This window comes from Sinomonas notoginsengisoli (assembly GCF_021554725.1).
Classification (GTDB): Bacteria; Actinomycetota; Actinomycetes; order Actinomycetales; family Micrococcaceae; genus Sinomonas; species Sinomonas notoginsengisoli.
Genome location: NZ_JAIZDP010000001.1, coordinates 559,574 through 575,898, shown reverse-complemented (window position 1 = coordinate 575,898; position 16,325 = coordinate 559,574). Strand labels below are relative to the sequence as shown.

Sequence of the window (16,325 nt, the reverse complement as noted above, 5' to 3'; positions counted from 1 at the left end):
CGTGGGACGCACACTGGCCGAGAAGGTCTGGGACGCGCATGTGGTGCGCAAAGGCGAGGACGGGCAGCCGGATCTGCTGTACATCGACCTCCACCTCGTGCACGAGGTGACGTCTCCGCAGGCGTTCGAGGGCCTCCGCCTCGCGGGCAGGCAGCTCCGCCGGCCGGACCTCACGATCGCGACCGAGGACCACAACACGCCCACGATCGACATCGACAAGCCGATCGCTGATCCGACGAGCCGGACCCAGATTGAGACCCTTCGGTCGAACTGCGCCGAGTTCGGCGTGCGCCTGCACTCCCTGGGTGACAAGGAGCAGGGCATCGTCCACGTCGTGGGACCCCAGCTCGGCCTGACCCAGCCCGGGCTGACGATCGTGTGCGGTGACTCGCACACGTCTACTCACGGTGCGTTCGGCGCCCTCGCGATGGGCATCGGGACGTCCGAGGTCGAGCACGTCATGGCTACCCAGACGCTGCCGCTCAAGCCGTTCAAGACGATGGCCATCACTGTCGAGGGGACGCTGCGGCCGGGGGTCAGCTCGAAGGACATCATCCTCGCGGTGATCGCCAAGATTGGCACCGGCGGGGGCCAGGGCTACGTGCTCGAGTACCGCGGGTCAGCGATCCGCGCGCTGTCGATGGAAGCTCGGATGACCATCTGCAACATGTCGATCGAGGCAGGTGCTCGAGCGGGCATGGTCGCCCCTGACGAGACGACGTACGAGTTCATGAAGGGCCGCCCCCACGCGCCGCAGGGCCCCGAGTGGGACGCCGCGGTCGAGTACTGGAACACGCTGCAGACGGATGACGACGCGGTGTTCGACGCCGAGGTATTCCTAGACGCGGACATGCTCGAGCCGTTCGTCACGTGGGGCACGAACCCCGGTCAGGGCGTCTCCCTCTCGCAGACCGTCCCCGACCCGGACGAGCTCGCCGACGAGAACGCCAAGTCGGCAGCGCGCCGCGCGCTCGACTACATGGGCCTCGCGGCGGGCACGCCGATGAAGGACATCCGTGTCGACACGGTGTTCCTCGGCTCGTGCACCAATTCGCGCCTCGAGGACCTTCGTGCCGCCGCCGAGATCGTCCGAGGCCGGACGAAGGATCCGAACGTCCGCATGTTGGTGGTTCCCGGCTCGGCTCGCGTGCGGCTCGAGGCCGAGGCCGAGGGGCTCGACAAGGTGTTCACCGAGTTCGGCGCCGAGTGGCGCTTCGCGGGCTGCTCCATGTGCCTAGGCATGAACCCCGACCAGCTCGCCCCGGGGGAGCGCTGCGCATCGACCTCGAACCGCAACTTCGAAGGGCGCCAGGGCAAGGGCGGCCGTACCCACCTCGTCTCGCCCGTCGTCGCGGCAGCCACCGCGATCCGCGGAACGCTCTCATCACCCTCGGACCTCGACCCCGTCCCCGCGGGCGCCGCGGCTTAAGGAAGGACACCAGCCATGGAGAAGTTCACCACCCACACCGGCATCGGAGTCCCGCTGCGGCAGTCCAACGTGGACACCGACCAGATCATCCCGGCCGTGTTCCTCAAGCGCATCACGCGCACTGGCTTCGAGGACGCCCTCTTCGCGAGCTGGCGCAAGGACGAGTCCTTCATCCTCAACCAGGCGCCATTCGACAAGGGCTCCGTGCTCGTGGCCGGCCCCGACTTCGGCACGGGCTCATCCCGCGAACACGCCGTGTGGGCCCTCAAGGACTACGGCTTCAAGGTGGTCCTCTCGTCCCGGTTCGCGGACATCTTCCGGGGCAACTCAGGCAAGCAGGGGCTTCTGGCCGCTGCCGTAGCCCAGGACGACATCGAGCTCATCTGGAAGGAGCTCGAGAACCACCCGGGCACCACGATCACGGTGGACCTGGAGTCCAAGACCGCAACATGCGGCAACATCGTCGCCCCATTCGAGATTGACGGCTACACCCGTTGGCGCCTCCTGGAAGGCCTCGACGACATCGGGCTCACGCTCCAGCACGGGGACGAGATCGCCGCTTTCGAGCGCACTCGCTCTTCCTTCAAGCCCACCACCCTCCCCGCGCGGACTTGACGCATGCCGTCAGGGCGCGACTCGACGTGATGCTCGCGTTCGGGGTTTTCACCTCCCCGGACGCGAGCTTCTATGCTTAGCAGGGTTCCGCACCCGGCGGGACCGTGCGGTGAGGCTCTGGGGGCCAGTGAGGAACAAGGTGCAGATGAGCAGTGTCCTGACCGTCCGGGGCGGGATTCCGCTGTCGGGCAAGGTAACCGTCCGGGGCGCCAAGAACTTCGTTCCGAAGGCCATGGTGGCCGCACTCCTGGGCAACGCGCCGTCCCAGCTGCGCAGTGTCCCGGAGATCAAGGACGTCGACATCGTCACGAGCCTGCTGCAGCTGCACGGCGTGAGAGTTGAACGAGATCCGATGACCGGTGACCTCACGCTCGACCCCACCAATGCGAAGACCGCCCGGGTGGCGGACATCGACGCCCACGCCGGTGACTCCCGCATTCCAATCCTCCTCTGCGGTCCGCTCATCCACTCGATCGGAGAGGCGTTCATCCCCGATCTGGGCGGCTGCCGCATCGGCGACCGGCCCATCGACTTCCACCTCGACGTCCTGCGCAGGTTCGGCGCCGTCGTCGAGAAGCGCCCTGGGGGCATCAGCATCTCTGCGCCGCACGGGCTCAAGGGAGCCAAGATCTCCCTGCCGTACCCGAGCGTCGGCGCGACCGAGCAGGTTCTCCTCTCCGCGACCCGCGCCGAGGGTGTCACCGAGCTCACGGGTGCTGCCATCGAGCCCGAGGTCGTCGACTTGGTCGCAGTGCTCCAGAAGATGGGCGCCATCATCGCAATACTCAACGACCGCACGATCCGGATCGAGGGCGTGCCTGAGCTGGGCGGCTACACCCACCGTGCCCTCCCAGACAGGAACGAGGCGGCATCCTGGGCGTCCGCGGCGCTCGCCACCGGGGGCGACATTTTCGTCGAGGGTGCGAGCCAACGGGACATGATGACCTTCCTCAACGTGTACAGGAAGCTCGGCGGCGGCCTGACCATCTCCGAGGAGGGCATCCGCTTCTACCACCCCGGTGGGAAGCTCACGCCGCTCGTCCTTGAGACCGACGTCCATCCCGGCTTCATGACCGACTGGCAGCAGCCGCTCGTCGTCGCCCTGACCCAAGCCGAGGGTGTTTCGATTGTGCACGAGACTGTGTACGAGAACCGATTCGGATTCACGGAAGCACTCGTCCGCATGGGAGCCACCATCCAGCTCCACCGCGAGTGCCTAGGCAGCGTGCCCTGCCGGTTCGGCCAGCGCAACTTCCTGCACTCCGCGGTCATTTCCGGCCCCACTGCGCTGCATGGCGCGGACTTCGACGTCCCGGACCTGAGAGGCGGGTTCAGCCACCTCATCGCGGCCCTCGCCGCCGAGGGCGTCTCGCGCGCCACCGGGGTCGGCGTGATCCGGCGCGGCTACGAGCACTTCACCGAGAAGCTCAGTGCGCTCGGTGCGGACTTCGACCTCGAGGAAGCTAAGTGAGCGATTCGCCGCAGAAGGCCGCACGCGAGACTATGGGCGAGAAGGCCGGATTCGCCCTCGCTGCCGGCATTGCCCGACCCCTCCTGAACCTGTTCATGCGAAAGGAGTGGAGGGGCATCGAGAGGCTAGAGAACCTGCCCGGCGGGGGAGGGTTCATCGCGTGCCCCAACCACTGCACGGAGATCGACCCCCTGACGGTGGGGCACATGCTCTACAACCAGGGCAGACCGCCGCATTTCCTCGCCAAGGCCGGACTCTTCAAGCCTCCGTTCCTCCGGCAGCTCATGCGTGCCACCAAGCAGATTCCGGTGGACCGCGGCGGCACCGGTGCCGGATCGTCACTCGAGGTCGCACGGCAGGTCCTCGACGAGGGCGGGGCGATCATCGTCTACCCCGAAGGAACTCTCACGCGCGATCCTGCCCTGTGGCCCATGAAGGGCCATACGGGGGCAGCGCGGCTCGCGCTCAAGACGGGCGCGCCCGTGGTGCCCATTGCCCATTGGGGCGACCACGAGCTGTTTCCCCGCTACGCCAAGCGCTTGTACCCGTTCCCGCGCAAGAAGGCCGTTGTGCTCGTGGGCGACCCGGTGGACCTGAGCGATCTGGCGGACCACCCTCTCGACAAGACCACGCTGGTCGCAGCCACCGATCGGATCATGGACGCGATCACAGCACTGCTCGCGGAACTCCGCGGCGAACAGGCGCCCGCGCAGCGCTGGGACCCCTCGCAGCATCAGCAGACCCTCCGGGGGCGCGATGTCGAGCGCGGGGGGACGTCCGCGTGAGCCTTCGGAACAACACCGCGAACACCGCGGTCGCCGCCGCGCAGGCGTCCGCGCGAGGACCCCTTCGGCGCATCGCCGTCATGGGAGCTGGAAGCTGGGGCACCACGTTCGCCAAGGTCCTCGGAGACGCCGCGGCCACCCATGGCTTCGCACGCAGCGTCCGCGTCTGGGGGCGCAGCCCCGAGGTTGTCGCTGACTTCTCCCGGCACCGCAACGTCAAGTACCTCGATGGCATCATGCTGCCCGAGGGCATCACCGCCACAGTGGACCCGGCTGTGGCCCTCGACGGCGCCGAACTCGTGGTCCTGGCCGTGCCTGCGCAGTCGCTGCGCTCACAGTTGGCTGGCTGGACGGCGCACGTGCCGCCCGACGCCGTCGTGCTTTCCCTCATGAAGGGGCTCGAGCTCGGCACTGACAAGCGGATGAGCGAGGTCATCGCGGAGCTGACCGGCCTTCCGACTTCTCAGATCGCCGTGCTCTCGGGACCGAACCTCGCCATGGAGATCGCGCGTTCCCAGCCGACAGGAGCCGTAGTCGCGTGCACGGACCACGAGACGGCCCAGTGGATCGCCGAATCCTGTACCGCCCCCTACTTTCGCCCCTACATGAGCACGGATGTGGTCGGTGTCGAGATCGGCGGGATCGTCAAGAACGTGATCGCCCTCGCCGTCGGGATCTGCGAGGGCAAGGAGATGGGGGACAACACCAAGGCCACCGTCATTACACGTGGCCTCGCGGAGACGACCCGCCTCGCCGTGGCCCTCGGCGCCGATCCCATCACCATGTCCGGGCTCGCGGGACTCGGTGACCTCGTCGCCACCTGCTCCTCGAAGCTCTCCCGCAACCACACCGCCGGCAGCCTCCTCGGGCAGGGCATGGACGTCGACCAGGTCGGCGCGCGCATGACCCAGGTCGCGGAAGGCATCAAGTCGGCCCCCGCTGTGCTCGAGCTCGCCCAGCGGCACGGCGTCGACATGCCCATCACCTCCGCCGTCGTGGCCGTCCTGAAGGGTGAGCTACCGGTAGACCAGCTCGAACCACTGCTGCTCGCCCGGCAGCTCAAGTCAGAAGGCGACTAAAAGCGTGACAGAGACCAAGAACAAGACGCGCGTGGCTCTCCTCTTCGGCGGCCGCTCGAGCGAGCACGCCGTGAGCTGCGTGACTGCAGCGGGCGTCATGAGCGCCATCGACACGGACAAGTACGAGGTAGTGCCCGTCGGGATCACGCGAGAGGGCCAGTGGGTCCTCTCGCGCGGAGACTGGCACCAGTGGGCGCTCAACGCAGGCCACCCGCCCGAGGTCCAGGCCAGCGAGTCCACCGTGCGCCTCGCAGAGTCCAACGGAGCCGCCCACCTTGTCGTGACGGAGCCCAACCAAGTGCCGCGCGAGCTCGGCGACGTCGACGTGGTCTTCCCGCTCCTCCACGGTGCCTTCGGCGAAGACGGCACGGTCCAAGGCCTGCTCGAGCTGGCCGACGTCCACTACGTGGGTGCCGGTGTCCTCGCCTCTGCGGTGGGGATGGACAAGCACTTCATGAAGGTGGCCTTCGAGGCGGCAGGTCTCGCCGTCGGGCCGTACGTCACGGTGACCGACAAGGAGTGGCGCCGTGACCCGGAGGCGGTGCGTGACGCCGTCGGCCGTCTCGGATTCCCCGTGTTCGTGAAGCCGTGCCGCGCGGGTTCCTCGGTCGGCATCTCCAAGGTGGACGGTCCCGAGGGACTTGACGCCGCGATCGCGGAGGCGCGCCGGCACGACCTGAGGCTCGTCATCGAGACGGCCATCACGGGCCGGGAGATCGAGTGCGGCGTGCTCGAGGGCCGCGGATGCGACGCGCCCCGTACCTCGCTGCCCGGCGAGATCGTCGTGCAGGGCGGGCAGCACACGTTCTACGACTTCGAGGCGAAGTACATCGAGAACGATGCCGCCTCGCTCTCATGCCCCGCCGACCTTCCGCAGGCGGCCATCGACCGGGTGCGCGAGCTCGCAGGAACCGCGTTCGACGCCGTCTCCGGCGAAGGCCTGAGCAGGGTGGACTTCTTCTACACGCCCGAGGGCGAATTCATCATCAACGAGATCAACACGATGCCGGGATTCACGCCCATCAGCATGTACCCGGCCATGTGGGCCGCGACCGGGATCGGCTACAGCGACCTGATCGACGAGCTCATCCAGCTCGCCCTCGCCCGTCCCACTGGCCTCCGCTAGTCACGTTCCATCAGCCGTTGGCGGGCAGCTTTGCGAGGTCTTCCTGGCCGACGCAGTGGCGGGTCGCCGGGATCTTGGACACCGCGGGGGAGAGGCTTGCGAGCACCGTGGCAGAACTGATCCGGCCCGCATCCAAGAGCAGCTCTGCAGCAGGCTCCCTGCCAAACGTGGTGAGCGTGTAAGTCCCTCCGGTTTCCTCCGGCGTAACTGACGGAGCGGGCGAGGGCGACGCCGGGCCCCCGCCCGGCGCAACGCCTGATGCAGAGCCGCCCTCCGTGCTGTTCTCCTTGATCACCCAGTCGACCCCGTTCACGCTCACGCAGCGATCCGTCGTCGGGCCAGGAGAGGCTACACCGCACCGAAGCACGACCGCGGACGGGTCGCCCCAGGCCGCAGTCGCCTGGCTTGTCGTCTTGCGCAGCTGTGCGTTACCGAGTGTGTCTGGGAGCGCGAGCATGAGAGGAGCACATGCGGGATTCGCAGCGTTCGGCGCGGGCTGGACGGTCACGGGCGCGGAACAGCCGGCGAGCGCCGAGCCGAGGACGAGCAGGAGTGCCGAGGCGCCGTACCGGGCCGTGCGGGCGTGGCTGGGTGCGGACATGCTTCTCCATCCGGGGGACATGGGGGTCTCTTCAGGTTACCGCCGCGGAGCGCGGGGCCGGCGCCGATAGGCTGGGGGTGTGGCAGATTCCGAGGGGCTCGGCACCCGTGTGCGTGAGATGAGCGAGGGCGAGCTCCTTGCGCGGATCTTCCCCCGGCTCGCGGTACTGGGCTCGCCGCTGCTCGGGCCCGGGGACGACGCCGCGGTGCTCGCCGCCCCCGACGGACGTGTCGTGGTGAGCACTGACACCCAGACCGAGGGTCAGGACTTTAGGATCTTCTGGCCCAACGGGTACCACAGCTCCGGTGCCGACGTCGGGTGGAAGGCTGCCGCGCAGAACCTCAGCGACATCAATGCGATGGGCGCTGTGGCAACCGGTATGGTCGTGAGCCTCACGCTTCCCGCGGAGACGGAGGCCGAATGGGTGGACGGGCTCGCGGACGGACTTGTCGAGGCCATCCGCTCCCTGGGGGCGGCGGGCTGCACGGTCGCCGGCGGGGACCTCGGGATGGGCGGGGAGCTGTCTGTGACCGTGACGGTGCTCGGGAACCTCGAGGGACGCGCGCCGCTCCTGCGCTCGGGTGCGCGCCCGGGGGACGTGCTTGCCGTGGCCGGGAGGCTCGGCTGGGCCGCTGCGGGGCTCGCCCTCCTCGAGCACGGCCCCGCGTACGAAGGGTTGCAGGCCGCGCTCCGCGACGTCATCCGCGCCCACTGCCGGCCCGAGCCGCCACTCTCCGCCGGCCCGGAGGCGGCGCGTGCGGGGGCTAACGCCCTCATGGACCTCTCGGACGGGCTCCTCAAGGACGGGGACCGGCTGGGCCGGGCGAGCGGCGTGGTGCTCGACCTCGATGCGGCCGTGCTCCGTGGTTACGCCGAGCTCCTCGCCGGCCCGGCCAGCCTCATGGGGGCGGATCCGCTCCTGTGGGTCCTGGGCGGGGGCGAGGACCACGGACTGCTCGCCGCATTCGAGCCCTCCGCACAGCTTCCCCGCGGCTTCACTGCGATAGGCTCGGTGGTGCCTGCGGCAGGTGGGCCGGGCGGTGTCGCCGTCGCCGGGCGCCCCGCGCAACCGAGCGGATGGGATCACTTTGCACGCTAAGATCGCCTCGAATGCCGCCGCCATGCGGCGGTGGCTCGCCGATGCCGAGACCGCGCTCGGCAACCACAGCGACCGCCTCGACGCCATCAACATCTTCCCTGTGGCGGACGGCGATACCGGCACGAATCTCTACCACACGGTGCGGGCGGCCTCCTCGACGGCTGCCGAGACGCCGGGCACGGACCTCGGAAAGCTGCTCGGAGCTGCTGGGCAGGCTGCCATGGAGGAGGCCTGGGGCAACTCCGGCACCCTCTTCGCCGTCTTCCTCGATGCCTTCGCTGCCGCGTTGGCCGGCCAGGTGCGCATGAGCGGACCGATGCTGGCCCGCGCGCTCCACAGGGCCCAGATCCGGGCATGGTCCGCCCTGAGCGACCCCGTGGGCGGCACCATGCTCTCCGTGCTCGAGGCGGCCGCGGAAGGCGCGGCCGCGGCATCGGCGGCGAGTGCCGACGAGGACAGCAACGTGGCCCTCGCTGCGGCGCTTGACGGCGCCGTCGAGGCTGCCCTGGGTGCCGTCGTCGCCACGGAGACCCAGCTCGGCATCCTCACCTCGGCGCACGTGGTCGACGCCGGCGGGGTGGGGCTGCTCCTGGTCCTCGCCGCGCTGCGCACCGCGGTCCTAGGGGAGGGGATCCCCGAGGACACGCTCGAGACGCTGCACGGCTTCAGGGTTCAGGACCCCCACATCCATGGATCCCAACCGGAGGCCGAGGGTGTCGAGATCATGTGCACGATCCAGCTGAGCCCGCTCGACGCGGCCGGGCTCCGCCAGCGCCTCGACGAGGTGGGCGACTCGGTCATCATGAGCCCAGTCGGGGCCTTCGACGACGAGTCGGGCGTGTGCCGCTGGCGCGTGCACGTCCACGTCGTGGATCCGGAGAAGGCCCTTGCGCTCATCGGTGCGGCCGGCGAGCCGGAACGCGTCGCGTTGACCGAGCTGCGCTCCGAGAGTCAAGCAGGGGAGGACGCGCCGTCGGACGGCTTCACTGAGGAGCGAACGCGTGGCCGCTCAGCGTGAGATCGGCTTGGCCAAGCTCATCGGGGGAGCCTCGGCCAAGAAGCTCAAGGACCACCTCGGCCTCGCGACGGCGGGAGACCTCCTGGACCACTTCCCGCGCCGCTATGCCCAGCGGGGCGAGCTCACCCGCATCGCCGAGCTCCCGGTCGATACCGACGTCACGCTTCTCGCGCGGGTCGTGAAGGTCACGAACCGGAAGATGGCCGCACGCAGGGGAAGCATCACCGAGGTCCTCGTCACTGACGGCCTCGACGGCGCCCTCGACACGATCAGCCTCACGTTCTTCAACAGTTTTGCGGCTGCGAGGCAGCTGACGCCCGGCACAGTCGCCATGTTCTCCGGCCGCGTCGGGACGTACCGCGGCCGGCTCCAGCTCACGAACCCGGACTACGTCCTGCTCGACGGGGGCTCCGCGGACGGCCTGAGCGCAGAGGAGCTCGCCGACAAGCCGATCCCGGTGTATCCCGCGACGGCCAAGCTGCCCAGCTGGAAGATCGCCCAGGCAACCGAGACCCTTCTAGCCCAGATTGACCTTTCCACGCTCCCAGACCCTCTCCCCGCCGCGCTGCGGGAGCACTACGGGCTGCCACCTATCGCCGAGGCCTACCGCATGGTCCATACTCCGGTGAACGCCCAGGAATGGGCGCTCGCGCGGAGGCGCTTCCAGTACGAGGAGGCCCTCGTGCTGCAGACCGCCCTCGCCCGGCGCAAGGCCCAGCACGCTCAGCTGCCGTCCCGCCCCAGCCCCGCGCGCCGAGGTGGTCTCCTCGAGGCGTTCGACGCCCGGCTCCCCTTCACCCTGACCGAGGGGCAGCGCGACGTTGGCAGGACGCTGGCGGCCGAGCTGGCCGCGAACCACCCGATGAACCGGCTCCTGCAGGGTGAGGTTGGTTCAGGCAAGACGGTGGTCGCCCTGCGCGCAATGCTGCAGGTGGTCGACGACGGCGGGCAGGCCGCGCTGCTGGCCCCCACCGAGGTGCTCGCCAGCCAGCACTACGAGTCGATCCGCCGCACGCTCGGCCCCCTCGCCCGGGATGGGATCCTCAGCGCGGGAGCTTCTGACGTGCCTGACGTGGAGGTCGTCCTGCTCACCGGTTCGCAGAGTGGCGGCGAGCGCAGGCGGTCGCTCCTTGCGGCGGCGAGCGGCGAGGCGGGAATCGTCGTCGGAACCCACGCCCTTCTCTCGGAGCACGTCCAATTCGCGGATCTCGGCCTCGTGGTCGTGGACGAGCAGCACCGCTTCGGCGTGGAGCAGCGCGACGCCTTGCGCGCCAAGAGCCTCGCCACCCCGCATCTGCTCGTCATGACCGCGACGCCGATTCCCCGGACCGTCGCCATGACGGTGTTCGGGGACCTCGAGACGTCGGTGCTGCGCGAGCTCCCGGCCGGACGTTCGCCGATCGCTACCCATGTGGTCGGGCTCGTGGAGAACCCTTCATGGGAACGCCGGATCTGGGCGCGGGCGAGGGAGGAGATCGACGCCGGGCAGCAGGTCTACGTGGTCTGCCCCACGATCGGCGAGTCGGGGGAGGACGAGGGTGACCTCGAGGCCCTCGACGAGGCTACGTGGGGAGGAACGGCACTGGGCCCGCTCGAGGAGCGCCAGCCTGCTGCTTCCGTGGCCGCCGTCGTCGCCCAGCTCGCGGAGGAGCCCGCGCTCGCCGGAACCCGGGTCGGCGTCCTGCACGGCAGGCTCGAGAGAACCGAGAAGGCTGCCGCGATGGAGGCGTTCGCCTCGGGATCCACTGACCTTCTCGTCGCGACCACTGTCGTAGAAGTCGGCGTCGACGTGCCGAACGCAACACTCATGGTCATCCTCGATGCCGACAGGTTCGGGATCGCCCAGCTCCATCAGCTCCGCGGTCGGGTGGGCCGCGGGGGACATCAGGGCACATGCCTCCTCGTGACCTCCCTCGAGCCGGGGCACCCGAGCAGGACGCGACTAGAGGCCGTCGCCTCGAGCACCGACGGCTTCGTCCTGGCCCAGAAGGACCTTGAAAACCGCCGCGAGGGTGACATCCTCGGGGCCACACAGTCGGGGCGTCGCTCCACCCTGCGCCTGCTGCGGGTCCTGCGGGACGCCGACGTCATCGAGCGGGCCCGCGCGGACGCCCTCCAGATCGTGGGCGACGATCCGGACCTGGAACGGCACGCCGACCTGAGAGCATCCATCGACGCATACCTCGAACCGGAGAAGGAGGTGTTCCTCGAGCGTGGTTGAGACGATATCTCGGGCAGCACGATGAGCAGGATCATCGCGGGGATCTGCGGGGGCACGCCTCTCGCGTCCGTCCCCGGCTCTGCGACGCGGCCCACCACGGACCGCGTGAAGGAGGCCCTCTTCTCGAGGCTTGAGGCCCTCGGAATGATCACCCGCGCCCGTGTGCTCGACCTCTATGCCGGCTCCGGCGCTCTGGGAGTCGAGGCGGTGAGCCGTGGAGCCTCCACCGCGGAGCTCGTCGAATCGGACGCGAAGGCCGCGAGCACCTGTCAGCGGAACGCGCGGTCGGTGAACGACGCGGTCGGTCGGCGCGCGGTGACCGTGCACCGAGGCAAGGTCGTTTCCTTCCTCGAGGCAACCGTCCCGGGGCGGCATTGGGACCTCGTCTTCATGGATCCCCCGTACGCTTTGGGCGAGGAACAGACAGCTCTTGTCCTCAAATCCCTCACCCCGCACCTCGCTGCGGACGCCATTGTCGTCGTCGAGCGCTCGTCCCGTTCGCCCGAGCCTGCCTGGCCAGTCGGAATGGCCCCGATGGGAGACCGCAAGTACGGCGAGACGCACCTCTGGTTCGCCGAGCCTTCGAGCGATGGTGAGGAGGGCGCGGTCGGCGGGCAGGAAGAATCCCGGTCGCCGCGCACAACTGCGCCATGACGGTTCCGGAACCGCAGTGGTGGGAGGTCGTCTCGGCGCTCGCTCCGCTCGGGACGCTTGCGGCGGCCGTCGTCGCGGCAGTCATCGGGCTCGGCACCCTCCGCCAGCGTTCGTACGCGGATCGCAGGGCGGAGTTCTGGCGGCGCACCGAATGGGCACTCGAGGCGTCGGTATCGCCGGACCCGCAGCTCGCGGCCATGGGAACCATGGTGCTCGCGAGCTTGGCCAAGAGCGACCTGATCGCGAGCGACGAGGAACTCGAACTGCTGGACGCCGTCTGGATTGAGCCGATTGCTGAGGCAGAGGATGCTGGTCTTGATGAGGAGCTCGGCGATGAGGGCCAGTAGCTTCCGCGCGCCGTGGACACCCCCGCGCGGCTCAGGGGATACTGGGGGGTACCCGCTGGCAGGCAAATACCGGCAGGCAGGCAAGGAGAGGCCGTGAGCAAGGATCAGTCGCTCCCCGGCGAGGACACCGGGCGGCACACCGAGGAGCCCACGCCCGAGCGGCGCCCGGGCTCGTCCGACCGACGGGTTCAGATTGCCGCGGCCAAGCTCCGGGTGGTGCTTGACGAGCGGCTCAACCGGCCGACCCCTGAATGGGTCAAACGCCTCGCGGAGCAGAAGCTCGCGAGCTGACAGCCGGGGCCGAGGCGACGGCGGGAGGGCAGGCCGGCGTCGTGATCACGCCTTCCACCGCACTCGTACCGGACTGGTCTAGCCGGCGAGTCTGTCCAGCTCAACGCCGCACCGCAGTTGGGTCGGATGCGGGCCCGCCGCGGGGAGGGCCGAGGTCCACCCATCCGGCCAGGAGCCCTGCACCCCCATCGCCACGACGTTTCCGGGGAACCTCCCGGTGAACATGTCCGGTTCCGCCAGTGCCGCGACGTGGTCGAAGACCGAGCGCATCGCGGTCAGCTGCGAGCGCACGAGCGTCAGGGGGGGATCGTCGCCGATGTTGACGAGGACGGCGCCGTGCGGGGACAGCAGTGCGGACGCCTCGGCGTAGAAGTCCCGGTGCGCGATGTGCTGTGGTGCGTCCGGGCCGTAGAAGATGTCGAGCACTATCACGTCAAACGGCCCTCTTGCGGATACCGCCGGAAGCTCCCACCGCGCGTCCCCGAGGTGGGCGTAGAGGTCCGTGCTAGGCGGGAGGGGAAGCTGCTCGAGCACGAAGTCGAGCAGCTCGCGCTCAAGCTCGACCGCCGTCTGGGGCGAACCGGGCCGGGTCGACTCGATGTACCGTGCGAGGGTCAGTGCACCGGCGCCGAGGTGCAGGGCCCGGATGGGTTCTCCGTGGGGCGCGATCAGGTCGACGACGTTCGCCATGCGGCGGAGGTACGCGTAGAAGACATGCTCGGGGTGAGCCAGGTCCACGTGGGACTGTTCGGCGCCCGCGATGGACAGGATGTACGCCCCGGCCACGATCTCGTCCGGCTCCACGGAGGCATGCGCCCCGATGCCGCGCAGGAACCGCGTGGCCCTCTGCTCGCTCACACGAGGTCCACGAGCCGTGAGAGCCGGGCGGCGGCCTCGGCGAGGAGCGGCTCCTTCTTGCAGAAGGCGAACCGCAGCAGCGAGCGCGTCCGTTCGGCGCCCTCGGGGTGGCAGAATACCGAGACCGGGATGGCCGCGACGCCCACGAGCTCCGGGAGCCGGCGCGCGAGGTCCAGCGCGTCGTCGAATCCGAGGGGCGCGGCGTCCGCCGTGATGAAGTACGTGCCCAGCGGCATGAACACGTCCAGGCCCGCGGCCCGAAGCCCCTCGGCGAGAATGTCCCGCTTGGCCTCCAGCGCAGAGGCAATGCCCCGGAAGAACTCGTCAGGGTAGTCCAGCCCCTGGGCAACGGCCTCCTGGAACGGGGTGCCGGAGCTGTACGTCAGGAATTGTTTGATGGTGCGCACCCGCGCCACGAGCTCTTCTGGGCCCGTCACCCAGCCGACCTTCCAGCCCGTGAACGAGAACGTCTTGCCCGCGGAGGAGATCGTGAGTGTCCGCGCGGCCGCGCCCGGCAGTGAGGCCACGGGAATGTGCGGCTCGCCGAACACGAGGTGCTCATACACCTCGTCGGTGAGGATCACGGCGTCGTGCTTCCCGGCGAGCTCCACGATCCGGGCGAGCACGTCGCGGCCGAACACTGCCCCTGTCGGATTGTGCGGGTTGTTCACGATGACGAGCCGCGTCCGGGGCGTGAACGCAGCCTCGAGCTCGGCGAGGTGTGGCTGGAACGACGGCGCGTGCAGCGGCACGGTGACGTGCTCGGCCCCGGCGAGGGCGATCATGGCGCCGTAGGAGTCGTAGAACGGCTCGAACGTCAGGACCTCGTCGCCGGGCCCCGCGAGGGCGAGGACCGCCGCGGCGATGCCCTCCGTCGCGCCGGTCGAGACGATCACCTCGCGCCAGGGGTCCAGCGTGATGCCGTAGAAGCGCTCCTGATGCACGGCGACGGCCTCCCGCAGGCGGGGGATGCCCTGCCCGGGCGCGTACTGGTTGGCGCCGTTCAGGATCGCCGCGCGTGCGGCCTCCATCATCTCCGCCGGGCCGTCCTCATCGGGAAAGCCCTGGCCGAGGTTGATCGCCCCGTGCTTCACCGCCAGGGACGTCATCTCCTCGAAGATCGTCACGCCGAGCTTGCCGTCCGCACCGAGGAGGTTGGCGCCCGCGGCCGTACGCTGCCACGCCGAACGCTCTGCGGGTCCCGCCTGCACGTGTCGCTGCTGTGCCGATGTCATCCGCCCATGCTATCGATGCGGGCCATGCCGACGGCGGAAGAGTGGCCCGGTGACCAAGGCCATGCAGTATCTTGAGGCGTATGCGACGCGCGGTGTGCCCCGGTTCCTTCGATCCCATCCATAATGGGCATCTCGAGGTGATCGCGCGTGCCGCGAACCTCTTCGACGAGGTCATCGTGGCTGTCTCGACGAACTATGCGAAGAAGTACCGGTTCGGCGTCGAGGAGAGGCTCACCATGGCCCGGCGCACCCTCGGGGCGATCAGCGGCATCCTCGTCGAGCCCATGGGAGACGGACTGCTGGCGGAATTCTGCCGCGAGCGGGGTGCCACTGCCGTGGTCAAGGGGCTGCGCTCGTCGTCGGACTTCGACTACGAGCTGCCAATGGCCATCATGAACCGACAGCTCACCGGCGTCGAGACCGTCTTCCTGCCGGCTGAAGCGCACTACGTCCACCTCTCCTCGACGCTCATCAAGGAGGTCCACGATCTTGGCGGCGATGTCTCCGACTTCGTGCCGCGCTCAGTGCTCGTGCGGCTCGCGGAGACGCGCCCAGAGCGCTGATCTCCCACGCCCGCCCCGCAGAGCGGCTAGAATAGACGGGCGCAGCAGCACGTTGTCCTGCCGTGAGCCCCTGTCCGTTTTGGGGCGCGGAGCCGCAGAGGCTAGGATAGTGTGTCGGTCTATGTTCTACAGGAGTTCTCATTAAGCGCGTGGCACGTTCGTCTTTGATGTTCGACGTCAAGGATCTCGGGCGCAGCCCGGGGGCGATGCGGACCCTGACGGAGCATGTACCCGCACCGAGCGACCTCGGTGTGGCGCTCATCGGCGTCAGGCGAGGATCCCCCGTGGATCTGGGCCTGAAGTTCGAGTCAGTGCACGAGGGGATCCTGGTCTCGGGGACCGCGCACGTCACGGTGACGGGTGAATGTGGCCGGTGCCTGGATCCTATCGAGTACGGACTCGATGCCGAGGTGCAAGAGCTTTTCTTCTTCGAGGGCATGGGCTTCTCGGATGGAGAAGACGATGAAGAGCAACGTCGAGTCGAGCGCGATTCCATCGATCTTGAGCCGGTGTTGCGGGACGCAGTGGTACCGCTGCTGCCGTTCCAGCCGGTGTGCCGGGAAGACTGCGAAGGCCTGTGCTCCGAATGCGGAGTGCGGCTCGCGGACGAGCCGGGGCACCACCATGAGGTCGTCGACCCCCGGTGGGCTGCCTTGGCAGATCTGGCGAAGCCAGACCGGCACGACGATGAGTAAGTGTTGGCACTTTAGAGAAATGAGTTAGCCGTGGCTGTTCCCAAGCGGAAGATGTCTCGCTCGAATACCCGCGCCCGCCGCTCGCAGTGGAAGGCTTCCGTCCCGACTCTGGTCAAGACCGTCGAGAACGGCCGCGTGACGTACAGCCTGCCGCATCAGGCGAAGGTCGTCACCGACTCCGCAGGGACCGAGCTCTTCCTCGAGTACAAGGGCCGCAAGGTCGCCGACGCCTGATTCG

At 68.8% G+C, this 16,325-nt stretch carries 18 protein-coding genes; 15 read left to right on the top strand and 3 right to left on the bottom strand.

Features of this window, described 5'->3' with window-relative positions; translation table 11 throughout:
• Position 1: 1 nt before the first annotated feature.
• The 6 genes from leuC (at position 2) to LF262_RS02600 (ending at position 6,505) form a co-directional block, all read left to right on the top strand.
• Positions 2–1,429, top strand: coding sequence for a 3-isopropylmalate dehydratase large subunit (gene leuC / locus LF262_RS02625; protein ID WP_235778708.1), 1,428 nt, complete (start codon positions 2–4; stop codon positions 1,427–1,429).
• Between the two features lie 15 nt (positions 1,430–1,444).
• Positions 1,445–2,044, top strand: coding sequence for a 3-isopropylmalate dehydratase small subunit (leuD, locus tag LF262_RS02620; protein ID WP_235778707.1), 600 nt, complete (start codon positions 1,445–1,447; stop codon positions 2,042–2,044).
• A gap of 145 nt (positions 2,045–2,189) precedes the next feature.
• Positions 2,190–3,515: a UDP-N-acetylglucosamine 1-carboxyvinyltransferase gene (gene murA / locus LF262_RS02615; RefSeq protein ID WP_235778706.1), complete on the top strand. Its 1,326-nt coding sequence runs from the start codon at positions 2,190–2,192 to the stop codon at positions 3,513–3,515.
• A gap of 32 nt (positions 3,516–3,547) precedes the next feature.
• Positions 3,548–4,300 (top strand): lysophospholipid acyltransferase family protein, encoded by a 753-nt coding sequence (locus LF262_RS02610; RefSeq protein WP_235779277.1) that lies wholly within the window; start codon positions 3,548–3,550, stop codon positions 4,298–4,300.
• 80 nt (positions 4,301–4,380) lie between these two features.
• The gene (locus LF262_RS02605) at positions 4,381–5,379 is read left to right on the top strand and encodes an NAD(P)H-dependent glycerol-3-phosphate dehydrogenase (RefSeq protein ID WP_235779276.1); all 999 of its coding nucleotides are present in this window, start codon (positions 4,381–4,383) and stop codon (positions 5,377–5,379) included.
• A gap of 4 nt (positions 5,380–5,383) precedes the next feature.
• A complete protein-coding gene (locus LF262_RS02600; protein ID WP_235778705.1) occupies positions 5,384–6,505 on the top strand; it encodes a D-alanine--D-alanine ligase family protein in 1,122 nt (373 codons plus the stop codon).
• 10 nt (positions 6,506–6,515) lie between these two features.
• Here the strand turns inward: LF262_RS02600 and LF262_RS02595 are convergent, their stop codons facing one another.
• Positions 6,516–7,106, bottom strand: coding sequence for a DUF3515 family protein (locus tag LF262_RS02595; protein WP_235778704.1), 591 nt, complete (start codon positions 7,104–7,106; stop codon positions 6,516–6,518).
• A 118-nt stretch (positions 7,107–7,224) separates the two neighbouring features.
• Between LF262_RS02595 and LF262_RS02590 the strand changes: the two genes are divergently transcribed.
• The 6 genes from LF262_RS02590 (at position 7,225) to LF262_RS02565 (ending at position 12,736) form a co-directional block, all read left to right on the top strand.
• A complete protein-coding gene (locus LF262_RS02590) occupies positions 7,225–8,205 on the top strand; it encodes a thiamine-phosphate kinase (RefSeq protein ID WP_235779275.1) in 981 nt (326 codons plus the stop codon).
• Between the two features lie 22 nt (positions 8,206–8,227).
• On the top strand, positions 8,228–9,223 hold the full coding sequence (locus LF262_RS02585; RefSeq protein ID WP_235779274.1) for a DAK2 domain-containing protein: 996 nt from the start codon (positions 8,228–8,230) through the stop codon (positions 9,221–9,223).
• The gene (locus LF262_RS02580; RefSeq protein ID WP_235778703.1) at positions 9,207–11,444 is read left to right on the top strand and encodes an ATP-dependent DNA helicase RecG; all 2,238 of its coding nucleotides are present in this window, start codon (positions 9,207–9,209) and stop codon (positions 11,442–11,444) included. Before LF262_RS02585 ends, LF262_RS02580 begins: the two co-directional genes overlap by 17 nt.
• A gap of 21 nt (positions 11,445–11,465) precedes the next feature.
• Positions 11,466–12,098, top strand: coding sequence for a 16S rRNA (guanine(966)-N(2))-methyltransferase RsmD (gene rsmD / locus LF262_RS02575; protein ID WP_235778702.1), 633 nt, complete (start codon positions 11,466–11,468; stop codon positions 12,096–12,098).
• Positions 12,095–12,445 (top strand): hypothetical protein, encoded by a 351-nt coding sequence (locus tag LF262_RS02570; RefSeq protein WP_235778701.1) that lies wholly within the window; start codon positions 12,095–12,097, stop codon positions 12,443–12,445. The genes rsmD and LF262_RS02570 overlap by 4 nt, the downstream gene beginning before the upstream one ends.
• 93 nt (positions 12,446–12,538) lie before the next feature.
• Positions 12,539–12,736: a hypothetical protein gene (locus LF262_RS02565; RefSeq protein WP_235778700.1), complete on the top strand. Its 198-nt coding sequence runs from the start codon at positions 12,539–12,541 to the stop codon at positions 12,734–12,736.
• 78 nt (positions 12,737–12,814) lie between these two features.
• Here LF262_RS02565 and LF262_RS02560 read toward each other — a convergent pair whose 3' ends face one another.
• Positions 12,815–13,594, bottom strand: coding sequence for a spermidine synthase (locus tag LF262_RS02560; RefSeq protein WP_235778699.1), 780 nt, complete (start codon positions 13,592–13,594; stop codon positions 12,815–12,817).
• On the bottom strand, positions 13,591–14,829 hold the full coding sequence (locus tag LF262_RS02555; protein WP_235778698.1) for an aminotransferase class I/II-fold pyridoxal phosphate-dependent enzyme: 1,239 nt from the start codon (positions 14,827–14,829) through the stop codon (positions 13,591–13,593). The genes LF262_RS02560 and LF262_RS02555 overlap by 4 nt, the downstream gene beginning before the upstream one ends.
• Positions 14,830–14,909: 80 nt before the next feature.
• On the opposite strand from LF262_RS02555, the gene coaD reads away from it, so the two are divergent.
• The 3 genes from coaD (at position 14,910) to rpmF (ending at position 16,321) form a co-directional block, all read left to right on the top strand.
• A complete protein-coding gene (gene coaD, locus LF262_RS02550) occupies positions 14,910–15,392 on the top strand; it encodes a pantetheine-phosphate adenylyltransferase (protein ID WP_235778697.1) in 483 nt (160 codons plus the stop codon).
• Positions 15,393–15,556: 164 nt separating this feature from the next.
• A complete protein-coding gene (locus tag LF262_RS02545) occupies positions 15,557–16,087 on the top strand; it encodes a YceD family protein (RefSeq protein ID WP_235779273.1) in 531 nt (176 codons plus the stop codon).
• A gap of 30 nt (positions 16,088–16,117) precedes the next feature.
• On the top strand, positions 16,118–16,321 hold the full coding sequence (gene rpmF / locus LF262_RS02540; RefSeq protein ID WP_235778696.1) for a 50S ribosomal protein L32: 204 nt from the start codon (positions 16,118–16,120) through the stop codon (positions 16,319–16,321).
• The last annotated feature ends 4 nt before the right edge of the window (positions 16,322–16,325 follow it).

Coding starts and splice junctions, on each gene's coding strand:
- leuD (WP_235778707.1), top strand. CDS start 1,445: ATGGAGAAGTTCACCACCCACACCGGCATCGGAGTCCCGCTGCGGCAG.
- murA (WP_235778706.1), top strand. CDS start 2,190: ATGAGCAGTGTCCTGACCGTCCGGGGCGGGATTCCGCTGTCGGGCAAG.
- LF262_RS02610 (WP_235779277.1), top strand. CDS start 3,548: ATGGGCGAGAAGGCCGGATTCGCCCTCGCTGCCGGCATTGCCCGACCC.
- LF262_RS02605 (WP_235779276.1), top strand. CDS start 4,381: ATGGGAGCTGGAAGCTGGGGCACCACGTTCGCCAAGGTCCTCGGAGAC.
- LF262_RS02595 (WP_235778704.1), bottom strand. CDS start 7,106: ATGTCCGCACCCAGCCACGCCCGCACGGCCCGGTACGGCGCCTCGGCA.
- LF262_RS02590 (WP_235779275.1), top strand. CDS start 7,225: ATGAGCGAGGGCGAGCTCCTTGCGCGGATCTTCCCCCGGCTCGCGGTA.
- LF262_RS02585 (WP_235779274.1), top strand. CDS start 8,228: ATGCGGCGGTGGCTCGCCGATGCCGAGACCGCGCTCGGCAACCACAGC.
- rsmD (WP_235778702.1), top strand. CDS start 11,466: ATGAGCAGGATCATCGCGGGGATCTGCGGGGGCACGCCTCTCGCGTCC.
- LF262_RS02570 (WP_235778701.1), top strand. CDS start 12,095: ATGACGGTTCCGGAACCGCAGTGGTGGGAGGTCGTCTCGGCGCTCGCT.
- LF262_RS02555 (WP_235778698.1), bottom strand. CDS start 14,829: ATGACATCGGCACAGCAGCGACACGTGCAGGCGGGACCCGCAGAGCGT.
- coaD (WP_235778697.1), top strand. CDS start 14,910: ATGCGACGCGCGGTGTGCCCCGGTTCCTTCGATCCCATCCATAATGGG.